This is a genomic window from Burkholderia sp. RF4-BP95 (assembly GCF_001521985.1).
Taxonomy (GTDB): Bacteria; Pseudomonadota; Gammaproteobacteria; order Burkholderiales; family Burkholderiaceae; genus Burkholderia; species Burkholderia diffusa.
Genome location: NZ_LOSX01000090.1, coordinates 286243 through 308481 on the forward strand (window position 1 = coordinate 286243; position 22239 = coordinate 308481).

The following is a 22239-nucleotide window of genomic DNA, read 5'->3' on the forward strand; positions in this document are numbered from 1 at the left end:
CGCTAGCGCGTGGAAGGAGAAACCTCATGTGGGCACGTGACGTGATGACAACCTCGGTCATTTCCGCGACGCCGGAGATGAGCGTGCAGGAGGTCGCCAAGCTGCTCGCCGAGCACGCGATCAGCGCGGTTCCGGTAACGGATGCAGATGGCAGGCTGATCGGTATCGTCAGCGAAGGCGACCTTGTACGCCGCGTCGAGCTCGGCACCGGTGTCAGGCGTCGCTCCTGGTGGCTGGAGCTTCTTGCATCCAGCACGGAGCTGGCCAGCGAGTACGTAAAGGAGCACGCGCAGAAGGTAGGGGACGTGATGAGTGTCGACGTCGTCACGGTCCACGAGGACACGCCACTGTCGGAAGTTGCAGATCTGCTCGAGCGGTACCGCATCAAGCGCGTGCCGGTCGTCAAGGATGACGAGGTGACGGGACTGGTGAGCCGCGCCGATCTCGTGCGTGCTCTGGCCAGCGATACGCACAACCAACAGTCGCTGGTCCCACCTGCCGACGTGGAGATACGCGAGGCGATACTGAAGGCGATGTCTGGCCAACGCTGGGCGCTATCTCGGGGTCAGGTCATCGTCAAGAACGGACAGGTGCATCTCTGGGGCGTGATCTTCAGCGAGGAGGAGCGCAAAGCAGTGTGCGTCGCCGCCCAGACCGTCCCGGGGGTGAAACAGGTAATCAGTCACCTTGTCTATCCGCTGACGCTTCCGTCGATGTAAAAACAGACGATAAGCCGCGTCGTCGGCAGCATGTCAGCGGAGCACCAGGAAAAGACCGATGACCGCACCGTATTCCCTGAAAATCTTTGCCCATCCGCACGGAAAGCATCACGTCCCCATTGAGTCTTCGCCAGGAATCACGTTCAGCGTTGCTCCGGCTCCCGTGACACGGCGTTCGTTTGCCCCGGCACTTGTATGCCCGGCGCACGAGCGCGGGCAGACGCGATTTTCGTGGGGGCGGTCGTTGACACGGATCAATCGACGAATCAGGTGAATCGCTAACGTGGTCTGCACACTTGATCGTTCGTCTTGAGTGCGCAATGGAGACCGTCCTTTCCATTCAGACAGTCAGCAAGATCTATCCGATGGGAAGCGTCAGCGTCCATGCGCTGAAGGACGTCACGCTCGGATTCGAGGCTGGCGAGTTCGTGGTGCTGCTCGGCATATCGGGGAGTGGCAAATCGACTCTGCTCAATCTGATGGGCGGGCTCGACACACCCACGAGCGGCATCATCGATTACCGCGACCATCGTCTCTCGACCGCGACCGAGCGCGAATTGACCAGGTTCAGGCGTGAGCATGTCGGTTTCGTGTTCCAGTTCTACAACCTCATACCTGGCTTGACTGCTCGCGAGAACGTCGCGCTCGTGACCGATATCGCCGAGCGTCCGCTGGATCCCGATGATGCGTTGCGAATGGTCGGCATCGACTCGCTGGCCGGGCACTTTCCTTCGCAGATGTCGGGCGGCGAGCAGCAACGTGTCGCGATCGCCCGAGCGGTTGCCAAGCGCCCGGACGTCCTGCTGTGCGACGAGCCGACCGGGGCGCTGGATTTTCGCACCGGGCGACTCGTACTGGATGTGCTGCAGCGGGTCAACCGCGAGTTCGGCACGCTCACCATAGTCGTGACCCACAACGTCGTCATCGCGGACATGGCGAGTCGGGTCGTGCGCATGAGCGGCGGCACGGTCGTCGAAGAACATCGCAATGCGCGACGTTCGGATGCTCGGGACCTCACATGGTGAGCACCTTGACACGTCTGTCGTGGCGCGATCTTTGGCGCATGCGGGCCCAGGCGATGGCGGCAGTCCTTGTTGTTGCATGCGGCGTGGCGTCGTTCGTCGCGATGCGCAGCACATACCTGGTCCTGCTGCGGGCACAGCAGGATTACTATGCGTCTCACCGGTTCGCCGACCTTTTCGTGCACCTGAAACGCGCGCCACTCGCGGTCGCGACGCGCATCGCGGCATTGCCCGGGGTTGCCGCAGTCGATGCGCGCGTGGTTGCCGATGTGACGCTCGACGTGCCGGGCCTCGCTGAACCCGCTACCGGCCATGTCGTCTCGGTCCCCGAACGGGGCGGGCCGTCGCTCGATCTGCTGCACGTTCAGCGCGGCCGGTACGTCACGCCAGGTCGTGACGACGAAGTGCTGATCAGCGCGGCGTTCGCCGACGCGAATCACCTGCGCACGGGGCAGCGCGTCGGTGCCGTACTGAACGGACGCTGGAAGCAACTTCAGATCGTCGGCATCGCCATTTCACCGGAATACGTGTACGAGACTGGAGCCGGCTCCATCTTTCCCGACAATCGCCACTACGGTGTGCTCTGGATGGGTACCGAAGCGTTATCGGCCGCCTTCCGCATGGACGGTGCGTTCAACGACCTGGTGCTTTCGGTCGACGGCGGTGCGATCGTGCCACGGGTCGTTGCGCAGGTCGATCGCGAACTGGCCGCCTACGGCGGACTCGGGACGATTACGCGAGAAGATCAGGTTTCGAACCGGTTCATCTCGGACGAGATCGCGCAGAACCGTATCACGGCCACCTACGTTCCGGCCATCTTCTTCTGTGTCACCATGTTTCTGCTTCAGAACGTCCTGAACCGGCTGGTCGATACCCAGCGCACGCAGATCGGTCTGATGAAAGCGTTCGGATACGGAAACGCCCGCGTCGCATTGCATTACCTTCAGTTCGCGTGCCTGATCGCAGCAGCGGGGGCCGCCGTTGGTTATGCCGCCGGTCTGGCGTTGGGCTCGTCGCTGACCGCGCTGTACGCGCGGTACTACCGATTCGCACAACTTGAATACCATGTCGACGCGCATGTCGCGATCCTCGCTGCCATCGTGAGCTTCGCCACCGCGCTGGTCGGGACGGCCGCCGGTGTGGCGAAGGCCGCCGGGCTGATGCCCGTGGAGGCAATGCGAGCGCCGCTGCCGCCCGCATTCGCGGCCGGATGGCTTGAAAGGTTCGGGCTGTATCGTCATCTCGGCGTAACGTGGCGGATGATCGCCCGCAACATCGCGCGGCAACCGCTCAAATCGCTGCTGTCGTGCGTTGCGATGGCATGCGCAAGCGCGATTCTCGTAACGGGCGGCTTCTTTTTCGACGCAATCGATTATCTGTTCGACGTTCAGTTTCAGCGTATCGAACGGCAGGACGTGACCGTCGCATTCGCACAACCTTTGTCCCATCGAGCGATATATGCGCTCCAGAGCCTGCCAGGCGTGCTGCGCGTTGAGCCATTCCGTGACGTTCCCGTCCGGATCTCCGCCGGATATCGATCGCGCCGCTTGTCGCTGAGCGGGATCGCGCCGACAGCGCAGATGCATCGACTGGTCGATGAGCGGAGCCTGCCGTTGCGCGTGCCGCCGGACGGCATCGTGATTTCGTCGCAGCTCGCCGACACCCTCGGCGTGCACGCGGGCGACCGGGTCACCGTGGAGGTGCTGGTAGGCAAGCGCCAGTCGCGGCAGGTCACGCTTGCGGGACGCGTCGGGGAACTGGTCGGCGTTCGAGCCTATATGGACCAGCAGGCACTCGCGCGTCTTCTCGGAGAAGGCGGCAACTGGTCCGGCGCCTGGCTGCAGATCGACGCGCGCGCGGCCGATCGTCTGTACGCCACGCTCAAGCGCATGCCCGCCGTCAACGCGGTGGCCATCCGGCAGTCGGTGATCGACAGCTTTCGCAAGATCATGAATGAAAGCGTCCGGCTTTCGACCTCCATCAATTTCACGTTCGCCTGTGTCATTGCATTCGGTGTCGCGTTCAACGGAATGCGTATCGCCTATTCCGAGCGCCTGCAACAGCTGGCCTCGCTGCGCGTGCTCGGATTCACGCGCACGGAGGTTGCATGGATACTGCTTGGTGAACAGTTCCTCCTCGCCGTGCTTGCGACGCCCGCCGGTCTGTTGCTGGGCTATGGCGTATGCGCGTTCCTGACGGATCGGCTCGCAACGGATCTGTATCGCCTGCCGCTCGTGGTGCGGCCTGCTACATTCGCGCAGGCATTTCTGGTGACCGCGAGCGCTGTGGCGGCGTCGGGTTGGCTGGTGGCACGGAAGATCGGCAGTCTCGACATCGTCGCCGTGCTCAAGGCGAGGGAATCATGACGCGCGCCGGCAAGGGCCAGCTCCTCTTCTTCGCGTCTGGAGCGTTCGCTGTCGCGCTCGCGCTCGTCTATGCGTTTTGGCCGGCACCGACGGCCGTCGATACGGCGAAGGTGACGACGGGCCCGCTCCGGGTCACGATCGACGAGGATGGCGAAATTCGTGCGCATGATCGCTACGTGGTCACGGCGCCGATCACAGGCCGCTTGCTGCGCGTGATGCTGCGCGAGGGAGATCGTGTACAAGCCGGAGACGTGATCGCGGTGCTCGTGCCCGTGCCGATGACCCCCGGTGAAAACGCCGAAGAGCACGCCCGCGTGGAGGCCGCGGAGGCGTCGCTGCGCGAGGCGCAGGCGCGTGTGGAGCATACCCGTGCCGATCTCGCGCAGGCGCGCCGGGAACGCGAGCGAGGCCAGACTCTGGTCGATGCAGGCGCAATCTCGAGGCAAAGCATGGAGCAGTTGCGCGCCATCGAGGCAACAGGCAGGAGCGATCTCGATGCAGCGTCCGCACGCGAGAAGTCCGCAGCCGCCGAAGTTCGGGCCGCCACGGCGAATCTCAAGGCACTTGAGGCCGGGCAGCCCGTCAAGGTTCGCGCGCCGGTCGACGCGGTGTTGCTGCGTGTCGACGAAAAGAGCGAGCGTGTCGTACCAGCGGGCACAGCGCTCATGCTGCTAGCCGATCCTTCACGCTACGAAGTCGTCATCGACGTGCTATCGACCGATGCGGTAAAGATCAGTCCGGGCATGCGCGTTTCCGTGGAAGATTGGGGGGGCACCGTGCCAATCGACGCGACGGTCCGTGTTGTCGAGCCGGGTGCGTTCACGAAGATTTCGGCTCTCGGCGTGGAAGAACAACGGGTGCATGTGGTTGCCGACCTGCGTGCCGTGCCCGGACGTTTGAGCGATGGCTATCGCGTACAGGGCCGGATCGTTATCTGGGAGCGGGCGAACGTGCTGAACGTTCCGGTCGGAGCATTGTTCAGGTGTGGAGAGCAGTGGTGCGCGTTCGAGGTCGAACACGGGCGGGCGATACGGCGGGTCGTTCAGGTTGGACGGCGCAATGCCGAGGCGGCTCAAGTGCTCGACGGCCTCCGGGACGGAAAAACCGTCGTCGTGTATCCACCGACCACACTTGTGGAAAACATGCCGATTCGGATGCGCTAGACGCGGTCTCAAAACGTCGACCCGGCTCAACGCAATGCCCGCCTCTTCGTTGCTTCCGCCGTCGACAGATCAACCCTTTGGTCGGGGCTTTTCGACGATTGGGCAAGCAGTCGGACGTCCCGCAGCCAGGCGCGCGATTCAGTCGCCTGCCGCACCATTCTTTCCTGAAACCACGGGCAGCCGAACGACATCGACATGCCCCGGCAGATCGCCCGCCAGATCGCTCTCGGTGAACGAGAAATACAACACAACGAGACGTCGCATATCCAGGATTCGAAAGATGTGTATCGACCTGAAAACCGGGTCGATCGATTCGTCAAACACCTGGGCTTGTTGCGGCACATGCGCCGTGGTCGAGAGCGTTCCGACTTGATGGCAGGACACCGAGGTTGTGACACCTGCGGCACGCCGGTCACCCCCCGTATGAGGTCCGGAAATAAAGCACGTCACTCCCTTGAGCAGCGGATCGTCGTAGGCGGAAATTCCGATGTGGGTGCCGTAACGCTGCGAATGCGTAGGGATGCGCGCCAATTCTTCGGCGTCGGACATTGAAGCGGCAAGGAGTGAAAAAGCAGCGGCCGCAATATACCCGCTTGCTCGAGGATGGATCATCATGGGAATCGGCAGCGCTACGCTGACTTCGCAATTCGAGGTCGATTGATGACCAGACTAGATTCTGCGTCGGCTGATCGCTTGATTTGAGTCAAGAACGAATGACCGCGCAGCGGGATCCTGATTAAAAGTTCAACGAGATTCCCCCACGGCATTTCCGCGGTCGCTTTATCTGTTGCGTAGCCGGATTTATCGGGAAGATCCCGATTTTCATGATGTTGCAGACCAGTGCACGGGCTGCGCAACGACAGGGCGGCACAGGGCGAGATGACACCGGACGATCTGTCTGACTGGCCCGTTCTCCACCGATGTTTGGCGAAATGGGAATCGTTTTTCGACCGTTCGCAGCGATTCTGACCACCGAACACCATGACCTTAAGAATGCGGTAAGGAACCGGCCCGAACATGAACGCATCGCCCAGGAGAAACACGATGCGGATATCCCGTTCCGTTCGCACGCTTCGTTACCCGTGCCTTGCTGTATCGATGCTGTTTGCCGCCGTTGCGTGCGCGCGCGCCGAAACGCCTGCCCGGCTGCTGGACGGCTATACGACGCAGGCGGGCACGAGCGCCTCGCCGTCGCGGGGACAGCAGTTCTTCACGTCCCGGCATGGACGCGACTGGAGTTGCGCGAGCTGTCATGGAAGCCCGCCGACCGGCCCGGGGCGGCACGTCGTCACCGGCAAGACCATCGAGCCGCTGGCGCCCGCGTTCAATCCCGCGCGGTTCACGGACGAGGCGCGGACCGAAAAATGGTTCCGCCGAAACTGCAAGGACGTCGTCGGGCGTGAATGCTCGGCAGCCGAGAAGGCGGATGTCCTGAGCTGGCTCATGACCTTGAAACCTTGATGACGAACGATCATGACCAACGTTGACACGACAACCTCCCCGCGCAGGATCGTTCCGCCGCGATATGTAGCGGCAAGCGTGCTCACGATGCTGTTGATGTCGCTGCTGCCGCGCGCGGCGCTGGCCGAGGACGAAATGCGGGGCCTCGCGATTCCGTTGCTCCCCAAGTACAAGCAGGAGTGCGCGACCTGCCACGTCGCCTATCCGCCCGGGGCGCTGCCCGCCGAGTCGTGGCGCCGCATTCTGAACGGTCTCGATCACCACTTCGGCACCGATGCGACGCTGGATCCGACGACCATCGGGCAACTGGAAAGCTGGCTGACGGCACACGCGGCAACGGGCGTCGCGGCTCGCCGTCCGCCGGAAGACCGGATTACCCGATCGGCATGGTTCGCCGCCACGCACGACGAGGTTCCCGCGTCCGTGTGGCGCAGCCCCGCAGTGAAGCGGCCGTCGAATTGCGCCGCATGTCATACGCAAGCAGACAAAGGAAATTTCGATGAACGATTCGTCCGCATCCCGGGCTCACGGTGAACCGGCGCACTCGCGTCCCGCACGGATACTGGTGTGGGACGCGCCGCTTCGTGCATTCCACTGGCTGACGGTCGTTGCCTTTGCCGGCGCGTGGCTGACTGCCGAGAGCGAGCGGTGGCGGCTCATGCACGTCGCGTTCGGGTACACGATGCTGGCGCTCGTCGCGTTTCGCGTCGTGTGGGGCGTGGCCGGCACGCGTCATGCGCGGTTCACGTCGTTCGTACGTTCGCCGGCGGCCGTTGTCCGCTACGTGCTGAGCCTTGCGAAAGGCAAGCCGGAACACCATGTCGGCCACAACCCGGCCGGTGCGGTCGCGATCGTCGCCATGCTGGCGATGACGGTCGTCACCGGCGTTACCGGCTGGGCGGCCTACACCGGAAACGGCGAATCGTTCGGCGATCTTCATGAAGGCGCTGCGAACGTGATGCTCGCGCTCGTTGCGGTGCATGTCGCCGCCGTGCTCGTCAGCAGCGTCGCGCATCGGGAGAATCTGGCCGGCGCGATGGTGACCGGTTACAAGCGCGGTGCGGCGACCGACGGCATCCGGCGTGCCTGGTGGGGGATTGCCGTCGTCATGACGGCGGCGGCGATCGGCTGGTGGTGGACGCAATGGCATGCGGCGCCGCAGCCCGTTCAAACGGACCGGCCCGTCGTGACGGACACTGGCCGCCCCGCGAACGGGGCGGGCCGGGACGACGATTGACGACCCGGACGGAGTGCTCGATCGTGCGCATCCTGCTCGTGGAAGACGACGTCCTGCTCGGCGACGGGATCCGCGCCGGATTGCGCCAGCAAGGATTCCAGGTCGACTGGGTGCGCGACGGCGACGCGGCCCAGCGCGAGCTGCGCGCGCATGCGCATGCCGCGGCGGTCCTCGATCTCGGGTTGCCGCTCGTGGATGGCATGGATGTCCTGCAGCGCATTCGTCGCGACGGCATTGCGTTGCCGATCCTGATCCTGACCGCGCGCGATGCCGTGCCCGACCGCATCAAGGCGCTCGACGTGGGCGCCGACGACTACGTGATCAAGCCCGTCGACCTGTACGAGCTCGGCGCGCGTTTGAGAGCGCTGGTCCGGCGCGCCCACGGCCGGCCGACGGAGCGGCTCCAGGCGCAGGACGTCGAGCTGGAGCCCGCGTCGCGCACCGCGCGCCGCGCCGGCGTGGCCGTCGCGCTGTCCACGCGCGAGTTCGACCTGCTGCACATCCTGATGCTGAATGCCGGCCGGGTCCTGTCGCGCGAGCAGATCGAGCAATATCTGTACAGCTGGGGGCAGGAGGTGGAGAGCAATGCCGTCGAGGTGCACATTCATCGCTTGCGTGCGAAGCTCGGCAGCGAGCTGATCCGGACGGTGCGCGGCGTGGGTTACGTGCTGATGCGGGACGCTGCATGAAAGCCGTGCTGCCCGCGCGCTCGCTGCATGGCCGGCTGCTGACGCTCGTGCCGGCCGTGGTCCTCGGTGTCTGGCTATCGACGCTGATGCTGACCTGGCTCGATGCGCGGCGCGAGATCGATCGGCTGCTCGACGGCCACCTCGCGCAGGCGGCGGCACTGCTCGTCGCGCAGCAGGCGCGCGGGACGGATGACGACGACAACGCGATCGACGCGCCGATCCTGCATCCATACGGGCCCCGCGTGGCCTTTCAGGTGTTTCATGAAGGCCGGCTCGGCCTGCATTCCGAAAACGCGCCGTCCAGGCCGATGGTGGCACCCGAGCTGACCGGGCGCGACCGGGCCTCCGGATTCTGGACCGTCGAAATCGACGGGAATGCGTGGCGGGTATTCGTCGTGCACGGCGTACGCGACGATGTTCAGGTGTTCGTGGGCGAACGAATCGATTCACGCCAGTCGATCCTGGGCGCCGTCATGCGCAGCGCGTTCTGGCCGATGGCGGCGGCCTTGCCATTGCTCGTGCTGGCCATCGGCTGGGCGGTTCGCCGCGGCACGGCACCGCTGCGCGATTTCGGGCGAGCGCTGGCGAAGCGGAATCCGCAGGCGCTCGACACGATCCGGCTGGAACGGACGCCGCTCGAGATGCGGCCGATGCTGGATGCGCTGAACGGCCTCTTCGAGCGGATTCGTGCCGTGATGGACGCGGAGCGCCGATTCACGGCCGATGCCGCGCACGAGTTGCGCACGCCGATCGCGGCCGTCAAGGCACAGGCGCAGGTTGCATTGGCCGAGCACGATGACGAGCGACGCCGCCATGCGTTGCGGGGTGTTCTCGAAGGGTGCGATCGCGCGGCACGTCTGGTCGATCAGCTCCTGTTGCTGTCCCGTCTCGATGCGGGCGCACTGGCGGACCGCGCGCCGGTCGACGTGTCTGCCCTGGCGAAAGGCGTGGTCGCGGAGGCCGCGCCACAGTCGATCGGGAAACAGCAGAAGCTGGAACTCGACGCGTCATCGCCATGCATTGTCGGCGGCAACGAAGCCTTGCTCGCGGCGATGGTACGCAATCTGGTCGACAACGCGATCCGCTACAGCCGGCCGCGCGCGCGCATCACCGTTTCGGTCGGCCAACGGGACCAGCGCATCGTGCTGCGTGTCGAAGACAGCGGCCCGGGCATCGGCGACGACGATCTGCGCAGACTGGGCGAACGCTTCTTTCGTCCGGCCGGCACCCGGCCGGGCGGGAGCGGCCTCGGCTGGTCGATCGTGCGGCGAATCGCAGCGGCGCACGAGGCCGACATCCAGGTGGATCGATCGCCCGCGTTTGGCGGACTGCGCGTGGCCATTTCGTGGCCGGCTGCCGATGAAGCCGGTGCGGCCGGGCGCTAGTCGATCATGTACGTCACCGATCAGGCTGCACGAGCCCGATGCGTGGCCGGAGGTCACGGGAGCGATCGATCGCGACCGGAATGGCGCGTTCGTCACCGAACACGCCGAACCGCGCGATTACTGGCCGGCAGCGCCGCTTGCAGGGCCGCCAGGCTGACCGTGCATGTAGCCCGGCCCCATGCCCATTCCCATGCCTTGTCCCCGATGCATGCCCCTCATGGGGGGAGCATCAGGCAGCGTGATGCCGCGCGCCTTCGCACGCTTCTGCATCTCGGCGTGGTGCTGCGCGCGAATTTTCTCGCGCTCGGCATCCGATTTCGCGGCGAGCATGCGGGTGTGGTATTCGTTCCGCTCGGCAGGCGTCATCAGCTGGCTGCCGTACATCATGCCGCGCCACTCGACGGCGGGATCGCTAGCCGGTTGGCGCGGCTGGGCATCGGCCAGACCGGATGCGATCGCGATCGCGGCGCCGATCAGACACGAAACTGTGAACCTGTTTGCTCTGGACATGACGGTCTCCAGGTCGTTTGCATGGGTTCAACCGTACGCAAAACGGGTGGTCGATCCTTTGCCTCAGATCAAGTGCCGCGGCGTGACCGCCAATACCATCGAATACATGCCGCAGACACGCAGCTGTCAGACGTGCAACGCATCATTCCACGTCGCAGTGTCGACGCGTCGGGCGCGTGCGTGCCACGCGGGTCGGCCAGGGTGCCTGCGACTTCCGAACCTGACCAATCCTTCCATTCTGTAACGTGACCTGAATCGTGACGCCAACCAACCCCGACACCGTTTCGGAAACCGTCGCCGCAGCGACGCCCGCGATGGCCGCGGCGGCCACCCGAAGCACCTGGGTGAGCGTCGCGGTCAACCTCGCACTGAGCATCGGCCAGGTGGTGATCGGCATCCTGTCCCGATCGCAGGGCCTCGTGGCGGACGGCATTCATTCGTTGTCCGACCTGATCGCGGATTTCGTCGTGCTGCTGGCCGGCCACCATAGCCGAAAACCTGTCGACGAAACGCATCCATACGGACATCAGCGCTTCGAAACCGGCGCATCGCTGGCACTTGCGGCAATCCTGCTGCTGGTCGGCGGCGGCATGCTCTGGTCCGCCGTCCAGAAACTCGAGCATCCGGAAACGATCGCGCGCGTCCACGTCGCGGCACTATGGGTCGCGCTCGTCGCGCTCGCCGCGAAGGAAAGCCTGTTCCGTTACATGCTTGCCGTGGCAACACGCGTGAAGTCGAGCATGCTGGTGGCCAACGCATGGCATGCACGTTCGGATGCCGCATCGTCTCTCGTGGTCGCTTGCGGCATCGTCGGCAACCTGTTCGGCTATCCGCTGCTCGATCCTGTCGCTGCGCTGATCGTCGGCGGGATGATCGTGAAAATGGGCGCCACGTTCGGCTGGAACGCATTGCATGACTTGATGGACCGCGCCGCGGACGCCGAAGACGTGCAGGCGATCCGCGCGACGCTTCACGCGACGCCCGGTGTGCTGGACGTGCACGACCTGCGCACGCGAAAGACCGGCGACCTGATCCTCGTGGACGTGCATCTCGACATCGACGCCGATCTCACGGTAGCGCAAGGTCACGACATCGCCGTGGACGCGCGTGCTCGCGTGATGAAGCATCACCGCGTCCTGAACGTGATGACGCACGTCGATCCGCGTAAGCGGGAATGCGTCGTTGAAGTCACGTCCGGGATGCGTGGCCGATAGGACGCAACGGTCGGCCAACGCGGCCGTTCAACACGTCGCGCACGCCTGTGTCATTCGGAACCGCGCGGATGATGGCCGCGCCGGAACGTCAACCGACGTTCGTTGAAGAGCGCGCGCCAGTCGAGCTTCGTCAACATGAACACGACGCCGAGCAACACCAGTTGGGTGACGATGAAGTATCCGCCGAGGTAAGTGCCTTCGAGCCCGGATTCCAGGTCCAGCCGGGTCGATGCAAAGCGGCCGAGGTGCGCCCAGATCGCATAGGTGGTTGCGCGGCCGACGAAGAAGGCCGCCGCGATGATCCTCAGCGGCAACCCGGACAGTCCGTACGCGATGAACAGATAGTTCGACGGCAGCGGGCTCAATGCGTAGAAGAAGAACGCACCGGCGGTGAGCGTCCGGTGCTTGCGCAGCCAGCGTGTGGCGACGTCGATATTCTCGCGATCCGATTCCCGCATCCAGCGGGAACGGACGAGCGATCTTGCGAAGGTCGCCAGAATGACGCGGCCAATCGTTGCGGCGCCTGCCGCCACGACGGCAAAGATCAACGGATTGCCGTCGGGCATGTTGAACCCGACCCACGACATCGCCATCCAGGTGGGCGGGGCGAACGCCGGCATGAGATTCAGCAGAAGAATCAGCAGAAAGAGTAAAGCCAGCGTCAGCACGATATCGACTCCAGGGCGTCCGGTGTCACCTTTCAATTTTGCTGAGGAAAGGGGCCGGCGGCTTGACTCACGTCAAGCAAGGCGCCGTGCCGGCATGTCGCGCGAGGCGCGTCGCGCTGACCCATGTCAACGGCCGAGCCGCGACGTTTCCTAGACTGATGCCACGCCGTCTGCAACCGGAACCGGATGCAGTGAACGCCTCCCTGCACGGCAATCGGAACAATCGTCATGTCGCGAATCCCCTGGTCGATCGATCTCGCGTTGCTGGTTCTGGCGGCCGTCACGCTCGCCGGAGGGGGCGTGTGCGCGGCGTTTGGCCTGCCTTCAATCGCGCGGCTCGTCTGGTTGCTCGGCACGCTGCCGGTCCTGCTGGCGTTGACGGTATCGCTCGCCAAGGCCGTGGCGAAACGGCGGGCAGGCATCGATGTGCTCGCGTGGCTGGCCATCGCGCTGGCGATCGCGCTCGACGAGACGCTCACGGCAGCTGTCATCGCATTGATGCTGGCGAGCGGGCGGACGCTGGAGCGATATGCGCAAGACCGCGCGCAACGCGAGATGACCGCGCTGCTCGCCCGCGCCCCTCGGCAGGCCACGCGGTTCGAGAACGGTGAATGGCGTTCCGTTGCCGTGGAAACGCTCGTTCCCGGTGACAGGCTGCTCGTGCGAAGCGGCGAGTTCGTGCCGGTCGACGGCACGTTGACCGATGACGCGGAACTCGACGAATCCATGCTGACGGGCGAGTCGTCCACCCAGCGGCGGCGCGCCGGCGAAAGCGCATGCAGCGGCGTGGTCAACGCCGGCGCGCCGTTCGAAATGGTTGCCCGCACGACGGCAGGCGACAGCACGTTTGCCGGCATCGTCCGCATGGTCGAGCGCGCGCAGCGCGAGCGAAGTCCGTCCGTGCGTCTCGCGGATCGCTACGCGGCATGCTTCGTGCTCGCTTCGCTGCTCGTCGCGGGCATCGCGTGGCTGCTGACCGGCGACGTCGCGCGTGCGCTCGCCGTGCTCGTCGTGGCCACGCCTTGTCCGTTGATCCTCGCCGTGCCGGTCGCCATCGTGTCCGGCATGTCGCGTTGTTCGAAACGCGGCATCCTCGTCAAGGGCGGGGGCGCGCTGGAACGTCTTGCACAAGCGACGATCCTGTTCTTCGACAAGACCGGAACACTGACCGGAGGGCGGGCACGCATCGTCGCGATCGATTGCGGCACGGACGTCGGTACGGACGACGTGCTGCGTTTCGCCGCGTCATTGGCCCAGGCTTCGGGCCACGTCATCTCGGATGCGCTGACGGTCGCCGCGCGGGAACGCGGGATCGACCTGTCGCCGCCGTCCTTCGTGATGGAAACGGCGGGTGAGGGCGTGACGGGCCGGGTCGACAACCGGACCGTCGCGATCGGCCAGTTCGAATACGTCTCCGCCTGCTCGACGGTCGCCCCCTGGAGCGACGCGTTCCTGAAGCGGGTCGGCAACGAGGGCGGGGCTGCCGTGTTCGTCGGCGTCGATGGCGTCATGATCGGCGCGATTCAGATGGCCGACCAGGTGCGGCTGGAAACACCGCGGGCATTGCGGCTGTTGAAACGAGAAGGCGTCGAGCGCCTCGTCATGCTTACCGGCGACCGGCGAGACATCGCCCAGGCCGTCGGTGAGTTGCTGGGTGTGACCGACGTACGCGCCGAGCAGACGCCGACGGACAAGCTCGCCGCGATTCAGGCCGCGCGCAAGGAAGGCGTGACGATCATGGTCGGCGACGGTGTGAACGACGCACCCGCGCTGGCGGCGGCCGACGTCGGTATCGCGATGGGCGCGCGCGGGGCGGCCGCGTCATCCGAAGCGGCCGACGTGGTACTGCTGGTGGACCGGCTCGATCGGCTCGTGGATGCGATACGTATCGCACGACGGTCGCGCCGGATTGCGCTCGAGAGCGTGGTGGCCGGCATGTCGCTGTCGGTCGTCGCCATGGCGGTCGCAGCGGCCGGATTCCTGCAGCCGATCGCCGGTGCGGTGATTCAGGAAGTCATCGACGTCGTCGTCATCGTCAATGCGTTACGCGTGTTGCTGGTTCGCCCGCGGCCGACGGACGCCCGGCTGGCCGATGTCGACGTCGAGCAACTCAGACGCGAGCACACGGCATTGTCACCGTTGCTGGACCAGATCAGGGACCTCGCGGATCGCATGCCGCAACTATCGGGGGTAGCCATCGCCGGCGAGCTTGGTCACATGATCGATTCGCTGGATGAACGGCTGCTGCCCCACGAACGCGCCGACGATCGGGACGTCTACGCGCGTCTCGCCCCGCTTCTCGGCGGCGAGGACCCGCTCGCGGCGATGAGCGGCGCGCACCGGGAGATCTTCAAGATGGTCCGGTCGCTCAGGCAGATGGTCGCGGACCTGCCGCGCGACGGAACGAACGCCATGCAGGTGCAGGCGATACAGCGTTTGCTGTACGGGCTGGAGGCCATCGTACGCCTGCATTGCGCTCAGGAAGAGGAACTGTTCCACGCCGTCGGGGCGGATGCGTGACGACGACACGCATCACGCATGCGGCGCACTGACCAGGAGAACCGGCGTTTTCGCGATGCGCGCAACGCGTCCGGCCACGCTGCCGACGAGCCAGCCCGTGACGCCGCGCCGCCCATGGGTGCCCATGACGATCATGTCCGCGTTCCATTCGATGGCGTCTCGCACGATCACGTGAGGCACGTCTTCGCCAGTGCGGTCCGTTTGAATCAGTTGCGACTGCGAGCGTCCGGCGGGGATGCCGTCGAGCAGGGCCATGGTCTTTTGCAGTACGTGATTGCCTTCGCTGGTCAACGCCTGTTCCAGCGTGTCGACGGGGACGAAATCACCCAGCGATGTGGGGCGATCGAGCACGTGAATCGCCCGAAATTCGGTGTCGGGCCGCGAGAATTTCAACCCCGTTCGCAGTGCGTGGAGCGCAATCGGGCTGCCGTCGACCGCGAACAGCATTCGCCGCGGCAGGTGCTCGGCGACGGACGCGAAGCCTTCCGGAACGATCAGGAGCGGGCAACCGACCAGCTTGCCGAGCGGGCCGGAAACCGTTCCTTCGATCCATCCGAGCAGGCCATGATGCTGACGTGCGCCGACGATCAGGAGTTCGGCCTGCCAGGCTTGCGCGCTGTCGGCCAGCGCATGCACGACATCCCCGCCGTGCGTGGACAGGTCGATGACTTCCGTGTCGATGGCGATGTCGTCGCGCGGAATCGCGCTTTGGGCGCGCGACAGCGCGTCGGATGCGTCTCGCAGCAATTCGTCGCGGGCCGATTCGAGAAATGCCGCGGATCTCGATCCGCGCGGGACGAGCGTTCGCGGATTGTCTGCAACGCTGACGATATGCACCGCAACATTCGATGGAAGGAAAGCTTTGGCATACGCGAGTGCATGCGCGGATGCGGTGGAACCGTCGATGGCGATCAGCACCCGTTGGAGAGTGGATGTCGCTTGGAAAGATGAAGTGCTGGCGCTCATGAATGTCTCCCGGTGTCATCCCGCGATCGTGCATACGCAATTTTTCGCACGTGCGGTCTTCACAGGGTTGACCTTCGTCAAGCGTCTTTCTCCGTGGCGCCGGGGCCGGACGCCATCACATCGATCTACTCGGTCAATCGCGATGGCGATGCGATATGTCTGGCTTATGGCGTCGCCCGGACGCAGGCCGGGTTGTCCGCGAATTCCGCATCCGGTGCGTTCGAGAATGCGAAGTTAACATTGCCTTCAGCTTCAGCGAGCATGCTGTCCTCAAGGCAGAAGAGATGTTCTCGGATGCCGACCCTGTTCACTGGAGGTCGAGATCATGAAATTCGCTATCCGTACCATCATGCTGGCGGCGGCCATCATCCCCGCATTCGCATCGGCAGCGCAATCAGGCAGCGCGCTGACCCGGGCGGAAGTCCGCGCCCAGATCACGCAGGTCGAGCAGGCCGGTTACAACCCGGCCCGAAAGGACATTCATTATCCGCAATCGATCCAGCAGGCCGAGGCACGCATTCAGTCGTCCGAATCGACGCCGCAGGCCGATGCGTCGGGCTATGGGCCCGCATACGGGGCAGGGGCTGACTCGGGAGCAGCGGTCCAGAGTCACGCCGCGACGCCTCGGTTGTACACGCATCATTGACGGCACGCACGCACGCGTCGGGGCTCCGGCGTTCAGTACGACTCGCCGGCAACGGTCGCCGACTCGAGCTCGCGCGTGATGATCTGGGTGCCGCCGACATCGGCGACCGACTTGACCAGACCGACGCCCGGCGCGAGCCAGTCGTCGGCGACCGTGGTGCTGGTCAGCGCCGGATTGGAGAACGTCTCGGTGATGTGATAGTGACACGCGTTTTCGAACACCTTGCCGTTCTTCAGGCTGACCGTTTCGCGCGCGACGTACGCGCGCTGGATCGATACCGCCGTCTGGGCGCCGCCTGACGGAATGACGGGCGTATCGACGTAGTTCGCCGTCTCGCTTCCCGACAACCCGATCGTCTCGACATACGGCGGCGAGTTGACGTCCCGCAACACGAGGGCGCCCGAACTGTAAACCTCGCCGCCGTAATTCGCGCGCGCGCCGTTGCCGACGAGATAATAATGGTTCGTCTGGATCGGCGAGCCGGTCGATGTTTCGGCTTGCTGAGTAAGCGCGACGCCTTCGAACGTTGCCGGCCCGTAGGTGCGTGTATACAGGCCATTGTCGACGGCCGGACTTTGCGACGTCGCCTGCGTGTACATGTGCAGCTTCACGGTATCGCCTTGCTGATAGACCGGATCGCACTCGAGGTTCGAGGTCGTGGTCGCGCCGGACCCGCCGCTCGGCGCGCCCGGCGGCGGCGTCGTGCCGGTCGTGTCGCTCGACGTGCCCTGGGCGACCGGGGCCGGAGAATCGTTGCCGCCACAACCGGCCAACGTCAGACCGATCAATACGGCGATCGGAAACCACACGCATTGCCTGTTCTTCATCTGTGTTCTCTCAGGTCGGTTGAACACCATGCTCATCGAAGGTTTGTATCGTTTCGCCGATCGGTGACGCGTGCGGCTGCGGGAAGGGCGCCATCGCGCGCGCTCCGGTCGATGCGAACACCGGAGTGACGCAGCGCCGGTGTCGCGTCATCGCTCAGTTGACCTGCAACTGACCACCGCGGCCGAGGCCGCCCTTGACGTCCTGCGCCTTGTAGCTGCGCAGCGCGACGACCATCTTGTTCCACGCGTCGATGAACGCGACGACCGTCGCCTTGCCTTCCGGCGTCGTCGAGAAGCCGGCGAGACCGCCGCCCACGCCACCGCCCAGGCCGCCCAGCGCCGCGCCGTAGTTGGTCGCCGTCGAGCTGCCTTCCGATGCCGCGATCTGCACGGCCGAGCGCACGTCGAACAGCGTCAGCGTCACGACCGACGCCTTCGTCTGCAGGTGGCCTGCCACCGCCGCCACCGCACTGTTGCCGATCAGCCCGCCGATCATGCTGCCGATGCCGGCGATCGGCGAATCGTTGATCACGATCTGCGGTTCCATGTAGTAATCGGCCGCGACACGCTGCCCCTTCTGCTGCTTCGAACCCGCACGGTATTCGCCCGAGCTGCGCTGCAGCTGCGTGATGCGCGACAGGCGCGCGTCGCTCTTCTGGTTGCCGATCGACGTGATCACGAAGCAGTTCGACTGCTGGACGGCCAGGCGCAACAGCGGGTCGATGCTCGTCACTTTGGTCGCGCTGCCGAACGGGCCCCACCAGTCGGCGTTGCGGCCGTCGTCGACGGCGATCGTGCCGAGCGGCGATGCGCAGCGCTGCAACTGCGAATCCGCGCCGGCGCTCGCGCCGCCCGCGGCAGCGCCCGTGACGCCGGCGTTCTGGCCGCCGGGCGTCACCATGCCGCCGCAGCCGGCGACGGACGCGCAAAGCGCTGCAACCAGCGCACCTTGAGTGAGACGTTGGGAAAGGATGGTCTTCATGTCGTTGTCGCTCGATAGAGTCGTTGTTCGGCTTATGTGTTCGTGCGAACTTCGATAAGCCCCCCGGCGTGGCGCGCGATGGTGGTCTCCCCGCAGCCGCCCCCGTTGCTTTCGGTCCGGTCAGTAGTACCAGTACGTCTGATGCCAGACGCCGTAGTACGGATAGCCCGAGTACCAGTAGCCGTAATAGACGTCACGCCATTGCGTACGCCATTTCCAGTCTTCCTCGTCTTCCTTCTTCGCCTTGCGGGCGAGCTCGAGCAGCTTTTTCGATTCCTTGTCGCCGCGGCCCGCGGCGATCGACAGCCACTTGTCCGCTTCGCGTGGATCGGAGCCCATCTCCTCGAGGCCGAACAGGTAGAAACTGCCGAGCGCCTTCTGCGCGTTCAGGTCGCCGCGTTCGGCGGCATCGCGCATCCACTTGAGAGCCTGGTAGCTGTCCTGCCGCACGCCATCGCCGCGGAAATAGCGCAGGCCGAGGTCGTAGGCGGCCTTCGGCTGGGTCTTCGCGGCCTGCTTCAGCGAAACGATGCGCGGATCTTCGCGATCGTCGGAATCGTCCCTTTTTTGATAGGAGACCTGATCTTTAGGGCGATCAAAACACCCGGTGTCGTCGCAGATCCGTACCGTGTTGCCGGTGACGGACGGATCATGCGCGCACGCGGCCAACAGCAGCAGCCCCGGTGCCAGTAAACGGCGAACCATTTTTACTTTCCCCACGTTTTATTTGCGCCGCACTGCTTCGCGCGATCTCACCCCCGCGAGCGCGCACCCGGCTTGCGCGCGGCCCGGTGAACACATCTTCACCCACACCAGCGCACCGCCAAGGCTCTCTCAGGTTCTCTTTTCGGCTTGCCACATCACTGCAACGTCTGACGCCGACAAAGGCAGGGCAGGCAGATGCCACCGCCCACGGCCTTTGCTCGATTCCGCCGCCGTGCCGATACCGCGCTATCCGGCGGAAAAGGCTCGGCCCATGTTTCGGCTTTCGGCAGCGGAAAATATCGATCCTTATTTTCTCGGATCAAATGATACATATCGGTCTATCTAATAGTCAAGGCGACTTACACGTCCGGATTTCGGCCCAACGGTGGGGGAGCCGGCCCTTCACACGTCGGGCCGAGCGCCCAGAGGCAGCTGATTCGGCGATGCTAGAATAATCCGTCTACATGGAATGAAACCTAGAGGAGGAGGGCACGGTCGTGAGAGCCAACAAACGCCAGGTGGTGGTAGACAAAGCTACCGAACTGTTCTCCCGGCACGGTTTTCATCCGGTCGGCGTCGACTGGATCATCGACGATTCCGGCGTTGCGCGAATGACGCTCTACCGGCATTTTCCGAGCAAGGACGAACTCATTCGCGAAGTGCTGGTTCAGCGCTACGACCTGATCATCGGCAGCATCGAAGCGCAACTGCGGGACGTTCGCGATCCGGTCGAGCGAGTCAAGACGATCTTCGACTGGTACGAAGCCTGGTTCAATACGCCGGAGTTTGCCGGCTGCCTGTTCGAGCGCGCGTTGGCCGAATTCGGAACCGCGTACGCGCCGATCTCCGACGTCGCGATCCGCTACCGCCGCAAAATGGTCGAATGGATCGCCGAATTGCTCGCGCCGCTCGTGTTGCCCGAAACGGCACAACGGCTGGCCGGCGTCTACATGATGCTGCTGGATGGCGCGACGGTCGACGCGCGGGCGTTCAACGATTCCGCATCCGCCGGGCGCGCATGGCAGGCCGCGAAGGCCCTGCTTGAACAGGCGATGAGCGCCGCGAATCGGCCGGCAACAGACACCGATCGCGCGACGGAGCGTGCATAGCGGGCCAGCCTGATACGCCGCCGCCAGATCGCCTGATCCTCGGGGGCGGCGGCTTTCGTCAAGCCGGGTACCGCCCTCGGGTTGCGCGCGGTTTCAGTCGTTCCCCTGCTCGAGCACGTTCTGCGTGAGCGTGACCGACGGAATCGTCGGCTTGAGCAACGCGCGGCGCGCGCGGCTGCTCAGCCACTTCCAGCCGGCCACGAGCAGCAGTGCGACCAGCGGGATCGAGGCGATCGTCCACGTACCGTTCGGGTAGTCGAATGCCATCAGGACCAGCACACCGAGCAGGAACAGCAGCGTGAGCCACGATGTGACGGGCGCGCCCGGCATCCTGAACGACACGTCTTCCACCTCGCCGCGCCTTACCGCGGCACGAAACTTCATCTGACACACGACGATGAAGCCCCACGTGCTGATGATGCCGAGCGACGCGATGTTCAGCACGATCTCGAATACGCTCGACGGCACGAGATAGTTGAGCAGCACGCCGACCACGTAGATCGCGACCGTCACGAGAATGCCCGCGTACGGCACGGATTGCGCGCTCATTCGCGACAGGAAGGCGGGGGCCGAGCCGCCCATCGACAGCGAACGCAACACGCGCCCGGTCGAATAGAGGCCCGAGTTGAGGCTCGACAGCGCCGCCGTCAGCACCACCAGGTTCATCACCGAACCGATGCCCGGCACGCCGAGCGCGCCGAAGAACGTGACGAACGGGCTCTGGCCCGCCTTGTACGCGCTCCACGGCAGCAGGCAGACCAGCAGAACGACCGACGCGACGTAGAAGATCGCGATTCGCCAGATCACGTTGTTGATCGCGCGCGGCAGCACCTTGCGCGCGTCCTTGCACTCGCCGGCGGCCGTGCCGACCAGTTCGACGCCCGCGAACGCGAACACCACGCCCTGCACCAGCACCAGCGCGGGCATCAGTCCGTGCGGAAAGAACCCGCCGTTGTCGGTGATCAGATGCATGCCCGTGTCATGGCCGGCGACCGGCACGCCCGTGCCGAGGATCAGCGAACCGATCGCGAGAAACAACACGATCGCGGCGACCTTGATCAGCGCGAACCAGAACTCCATCTCGGCGAACCACTTCACGCCGATCAGGTTCATCGTCGCGACGATGCAGAGCGCGACGAGCGCGAAAATCCACTGCGGCACGCCCGCGAACGGCGCCCAGTAATGCATGTAGAGCGCGACGGCGGTGATGTCGACGATGCCGGTCATCGCCCAGTTCAGGAAGTACATCCAGCCTGCGACGAACGATGCCTTCTCGCCGAGGAATTCGCGTGCGTACGACACGAAGCTGCCGCTGCTGGGGCGATGCATCACGAGTTCGCCGAGCGCGCGCAGGATCAGGAACGAGAACGCGCCGCACACCAGATAGACGATCGCGAGCGACGGCCCGGCGGCCTGCAGCCGGGCGCCGGCCCCGAGAAACAGCCCCGTGCCGATTGCCCCGCCGATCGCGATCATCTGCACCTGTCGATTGCCGAGGGTCTTGTGATAGCCGGCTTCGTGCGATTCGAGCCAGCTGCGTTTGTCGGTTTCGCCGGTTGTCGACGGTTCGGGAATCGATGCCATGACTGTATCCTCGCGCGCGGATGTGATTGGAATCATCCCGATCGCGAGACGATCGGGAGCCACCGATACCGGAGGATCGGGGCGCGAAATCAAGCGCACCCGTCCTGATTGCGGTTCGCCGATCGTGGCGAAGGGCACGGTACCTCGCGAACGTATTCAGCCGTAATTCCGGTCACAAACAGAATGCAAATTTCGACTGAACCTGTTCGAATCCGCGCATATGGGCCTCCGTGACGACGCCGCAAGGCGGACACGCCGGCGTCCGAATCCCCCGGGTGTACCAGTCAGGTAATTTGGTGCGTCGGCGCGCACTGCGGGGGCAGGCGCCGCCGCGTGCGCCGATTCGTGCACCGAAATGAGGAATCCGGTTCACCGGAATTTCCGTCTCGTGGCGGTGCGGCAAGCATTTCACGGCGATGGCCCGGTTTTTGCTGGAGATGTCCGGCCGCGCAACGGTTGCGCGCTG

General features: G+C 64.8%; 22 protein-coding genes. 13 read left to right on the forward strand and 9 right to left on the reverse strand.

Annotated elements, in window-relative coordinates; all coding sequences use genetic code 11:
* The first annotated feature begins 26 nt into the window (after positions 1 to 26).
* The 4 genes from WS46_RS30910 (at position 27) to WS46_RS30925 (ending at position 5270) form a co-directional block, all read left to right on the forward strand.
* The gene (locus tag WS46_RS30910; RefSeq protein ID WP_059693129.1) at positions 27 to 719 is read left to right on the forward strand and encodes a CBS domain-containing protein; all 693 of its coding nucleotides are present in this window, start codon (positions 27 to 29) and stop codon (positions 717 to 719) included.
* A gap of 320 nt (positions 720 to 1039) precedes the next feature.
* Positions 1040 to 1744, forward strand: a complete 705-nt coding sequence (locus WS46_RS30915; RefSeq protein ID WP_059693131.1) for an ABC transporter ATP-binding protein — start codon at positions 1040 to 1042, stop codon at positions 1742 to 1744.
* Positions 1738 to 4107 carry an ABC transporter permease gene (locus WS46_RS30920; protein ID WP_059693134.1) on the forward strand — a complete coding sequence of 790 codons (2370 nt, stop codon included), beginning with the start codon at positions 1738 to 1740 and terminating at the stop codon, positions 4105 to 4107. The genes WS46_RS30915 and WS46_RS30920 overlap by 7 nt, the downstream gene beginning before the upstream one ends.
* On the forward strand, positions 4104 to 5270 hold the full coding sequence (locus WS46_RS30925; protein WP_059693135.1) for an efflux RND transporter periplasmic adaptor subunit: 1167 nt from the start codon (positions 4104 to 4106) through the stop codon (positions 5268 to 5270). The genes WS46_RS30920 and WS46_RS30925 overlap by 4 nt, the downstream gene beginning before the upstream one ends.
* Positions 5271 to 5408: 138 nt before the next feature.
* On the opposite strand, the gene WS46_RS30930 is transcribed toward WS46_RS30925, so the two are convergent.
* A complete protein-coding gene (locus WS46_RS30930) occupies positions 5409 to 5882 on the reverse strand; it encodes a CreA family protein (RefSeq protein WP_059537358.1) in 474 nt (157 codons plus the stop codon).
* 17 nt (positions 5883 to 5899) lie between these two features.
* The gene (locus WS46_RS35760; protein ID WP_156441479.1) at positions 5900 to 6313 is read right to left on the reverse strand and encodes a hypothetical protein; all 414 of its coding nucleotides are present in this window, start codon (positions 6311 to 6313) and stop codon (positions 5900 to 5902) included.
* Position 6314: 1 nt separating this feature from the next.
* On the opposite strand from WS46_RS35760, the gene WS46_RS30935 reads away from it, so the two are divergent.
* From WS46_RS30935 to WS46_RS30955, 5 genes are all read left to right on the forward strand, one after another.
* Positions 6315 to 6731 (forward strand): DUF1924 domain-containing protein, encoded by a 417-nt coding sequence (locus tag WS46_RS30935; RefSeq protein ID WP_059536466.1) that lies wholly within the window; start codon positions 6315 to 6317, stop codon positions 6729 to 6731.
* Between the two features lie 87 nt (positions 6732 to 6818).
* Entirely contained in the window at positions 6819 to 7265 is a 447-nt protein-coding gene (locus WS46_RS30940) for a diheme cytochrome c (protein ID WP_257127635.1), read from the forward strand.
* Positions 7231 to 7968 (forward strand): cytochrome b/b6 domain-containing protein, encoded by a 738-nt coding sequence (locus tag WS46_RS30945; RefSeq protein WP_059536461.1) that lies wholly within the window; start codon positions 7231 to 7233, stop codon positions 7966 to 7968. Before WS46_RS30940 ends, WS46_RS30945 begins: the two co-directional genes overlap by 35 nt.
* A 23-nt stretch (positions 7969 to 7991) precedes the next feature.
* Positions 7992 to 8657 carry a response regulator gene (locus WS46_RS30950; RefSeq protein ID WP_059536458.1) on the forward strand — a complete coding sequence of 222 codons (666 nt, stop codon included), beginning with the start codon at positions 7992 to 7994 and terminating at the stop codon, positions 8655 to 8657.
* Positions 8654 to 10042 carry an ATP-binding protein gene (locus WS46_RS30955; protein WP_059693137.1) on the forward strand — a complete coding sequence of 463 codons (1389 nt, stop codon included), beginning with the start codon at positions 8654 to 8656 and terminating at the stop codon, positions 10040 to 10042. Before WS46_RS30950 ends, WS46_RS30955 begins: the two co-directional genes overlap by 4 nt.
* Positions 10043 to 10159: 117 nt before the next feature.
* Here WS46_RS30955 and WS46_RS30960 read toward each other — a convergent pair whose 3' ends face one another.
* Entirely contained in the window at positions 10160 to 10552 is a 393-nt protein-coding gene (locus tag WS46_RS30960; protein ID WP_059693140.1) for a hypothetical protein, read from the reverse strand.
* Positions 10553 to 10809: 257 nt separating this feature from the next.
* On the opposite strand from WS46_RS30960, the gene WS46_RS30965 reads away from it, so the two are divergent.
* Positions 10810 to 11766 (forward strand): cation diffusion facilitator family transporter, encoded by a 957-nt coding sequence (locus WS46_RS30965; protein WP_373558373.1) that lies wholly within the window; start codon positions 10810 to 10812, stop codon positions 11764 to 11766.
* Positions 11767 to 11816: 50 nt separating this feature from the next.
* On the opposite strand, the gene WS46_RS30970 is transcribed toward WS46_RS30965, so the two are convergent.
* On the reverse strand, positions 11817 to 12434 hold the full coding sequence (locus WS46_RS30970) for a VTT domain-containing protein (protein WP_059536446.1): 618 nt from the start codon (positions 12432 to 12434) through the stop codon (positions 11817 to 11819).
* Positions 12435 to 12662: 228 nt separating this feature from the next.
* Here WS46_RS30970 and WS46_RS30975 point away from each other — a divergent pair, with 228 nt between their 5' ends.
* Entirely contained in the window at positions 12663 to 14954 is a 2292-nt protein-coding gene (locus tag WS46_RS30975; protein ID WP_059536441.1) for a heavy metal translocating P-type ATPase, read from the forward strand.
* Positions 14955 to 14966: 12 nt separating this feature from the next.
* On the opposite strand, the gene WS46_RS30980 is transcribed toward WS46_RS30975, so the two are convergent.
* Complete coding sequence (locus WS46_RS30980) at positions 14967 to 15920, reverse strand: universal stress protein (RefSeq protein WP_059693142.1); 954 nt, start codon at positions 15918 to 15920, stop codon at positions 14967 to 14969.
* A 325-nt stretch (positions 15921 to 16245) separates the two neighbouring features.
* Here WS46_RS30980 and WS46_RS30985 point away from each other — a divergent pair, with 325 nt between their 5' ends.
* Positions 16246 to 16566, forward strand: a complete 321-nt coding sequence (locus WS46_RS30985) for a DUF4148 domain-containing protein (RefSeq protein WP_059693144.1) — start codon at positions 16246 to 16248, stop codon at positions 16564 to 16566.
* Positions 16567 to 16598: 32 nt separating this feature from the next.
* Here the strand turns inward: WS46_RS30985 and WS46_RS30990 are convergent, their stop codons facing one another.
* From WS46_RS30990 to WS46_RS31000, 3 genes are all read right to left on the reverse strand, one after another.
* Positions 16599 to 17393, reverse strand: coding sequence for a hypothetical protein (locus WS46_RS30990; protein ID WP_257130093.1), 795 nt, complete (start codon positions 17391 to 17393; stop codon positions 16599 to 16601).
* Between the two features lie 154 nt (positions 17394 to 17547).
* Positions 17548 to 18375, reverse strand: coding sequence for a hypothetical protein (locus tag WS46_RS30995; RefSeq protein WP_059693146.1), 828 nt, complete (start codon positions 18373 to 18375; stop codon positions 17548 to 17550).
* A 120-nt stretch (positions 18376 to 18495) separates the two neighbouring features.
* Entirely contained in the window at positions 18496 to 19080 is a 585-nt protein-coding gene (locus WS46_RS31000) for a tetratricopeptide repeat protein (RefSeq protein WP_059693148.1), read from the reverse strand.
* A 497-nt stretch (positions 19081 to 19577) separates the two neighbouring features.
* On the opposite strand from WS46_RS31000, the gene WS46_RS31005 reads away from it, so the two are divergent.
* Positions 19578 to 20189, forward strand: coding sequence for a TetR/AcrR family transcriptional regulator (locus WS46_RS31005; protein ID WP_059536421.1), 612 nt, complete (start codon positions 19578 to 19580; stop codon positions 20187 to 20189).
* A gap of 93 nt (positions 20190 to 20282) precedes the next feature.
* Here WS46_RS31005 and ansP read toward each other — a convergent pair whose 3' ends face one another.
* Positions 20283 to 21773: an L-asparagine permease gene (gene ansP, locus WS46_RS31010; protein ID WP_059693150.1), complete on the reverse strand. Its 1491-nt coding sequence runs from the start codon at positions 21771 to 21773 to the stop codon at positions 20283 to 20285.
* Positions 21774 to 22239 lie beyond the last annotated feature (466 nt).

Excerpts from the sequence above, each read along its gene's own strand:
- WS46_RS30910 (WP_059693129.1), top strand. The coding sequence starts at position 27 with ATGTGGGCACGTGACGTGATGACAACCTCGGTCATTTCCGCGACGCCG.
- WS46_RS30915 (WP_059693131.1), top strand. The coding sequence starts at position 1,040 with ATGGAGACCGTCCTTTCCATTCAGACAGTCAGCAAGATCTATCCGATG.
- WS46_RS30920 (WP_059693134.1), top strand. The coding sequence starts at position 1,738 with ATGGTGAGCACCTTGACACGTCTGTCGTGGCGCGATCTTTGGCGCATG.
- WS46_RS30925 (WP_059693135.1), top strand. The coding sequence starts at position 4,104 with ATGACGCGCGCCGGCAAGGGCCAGCTCCTCTTCTTCGCGTCTGGAGCG.
- WS46_RS30930 (WP_059537358.1), bottom strand. The coding sequence starts at position 5,882 with ATGATCCATCCTCGAGCAAGCGGGTATATTGCGGCCGCTGCTTTTTCA.
- WS46_RS30935 (WP_059536466.1), top strand. The coding sequence starts at position 6,315 with ATGCGGATATCCCGTTCCGTTCGCACGCTTCGTTACCCGTGCCTTGCT.
- WS46_RS30940 (WP_257127635.1), top strand. The coding sequence starts at position 6,819 with ATGCTGTTGATGTCGCTGCTGCCGCGCGCGGCGCTGGCCGAGGACGAA.
- WS46_RS30945 (WP_059536461.1), top strand. The coding sequence starts at position 7,231 with ATGAACGATTCGTCCGCATCCCGGGCTCACGGTGAACCGGCGCACTCG.
- WS46_RS30955 (WP_059693137.1), top strand. The coding sequence starts at position 8,654 with ATGAAAGCCGTGCTGCCCGCGCGCTCGCTGCATGGCCGGCTGCTGACG.
- WS46_RS30960 (WP_059693140.1), bottom strand. The coding sequence starts at position 10,552 with ATGTCCAGAGCAAACAGGTTCACAGTTTCGTGTCTGATCGGCGCCGCG.
- WS46_RS30975 (WP_059536441.1), top strand. The coding sequence starts at position 12,663 with ATGTCGCGAATCCCCTGGTCGATCGATCTCGCGTTGCTGGTTCTGGCG.
- WS46_RS30980 (WP_059693142.1), bottom strand. The coding sequence starts at position 15,920 with ATGAGCGCCAGCACTTCATCTTTCCAAGCGACATCCACTCTCCAACGG.
- WS46_RS30985 (WP_059693144.1), top strand. The coding sequence starts at position 16,246 with ATGAAATTCGCTATCCGTACCATCATGCTGGCGGCGGCCATCATCCCC.
- WS46_RS30990 (WP_257130093.1), bottom strand. The coding sequence starts at position 17,393 with ATGAAGAACAGGCAATGCGTGTGGTTTCCGATCGCCGTATTGATCGGT.
- WS46_RS30995 (WP_059693146.1), bottom strand. The coding sequence starts at position 18,375 with ATGAAGACCATCCTTTCCCAACGTCTCACTCAAGGTGCGCTGGTTGCA.
- WS46_RS31000 (WP_059693148.1), bottom strand. The coding sequence starts at position 19,080 with ATGGTTCGCCGTTTACTGGCACCGGGGCTGCTGCTGTTGGCCGCGTGC.
- ansP (WP_059693150.1), bottom strand. The coding sequence starts at position 21,773 with ATGGCATCGATTCCCGAACCGTCGACAACCGGCGAAACCGACAAACGC.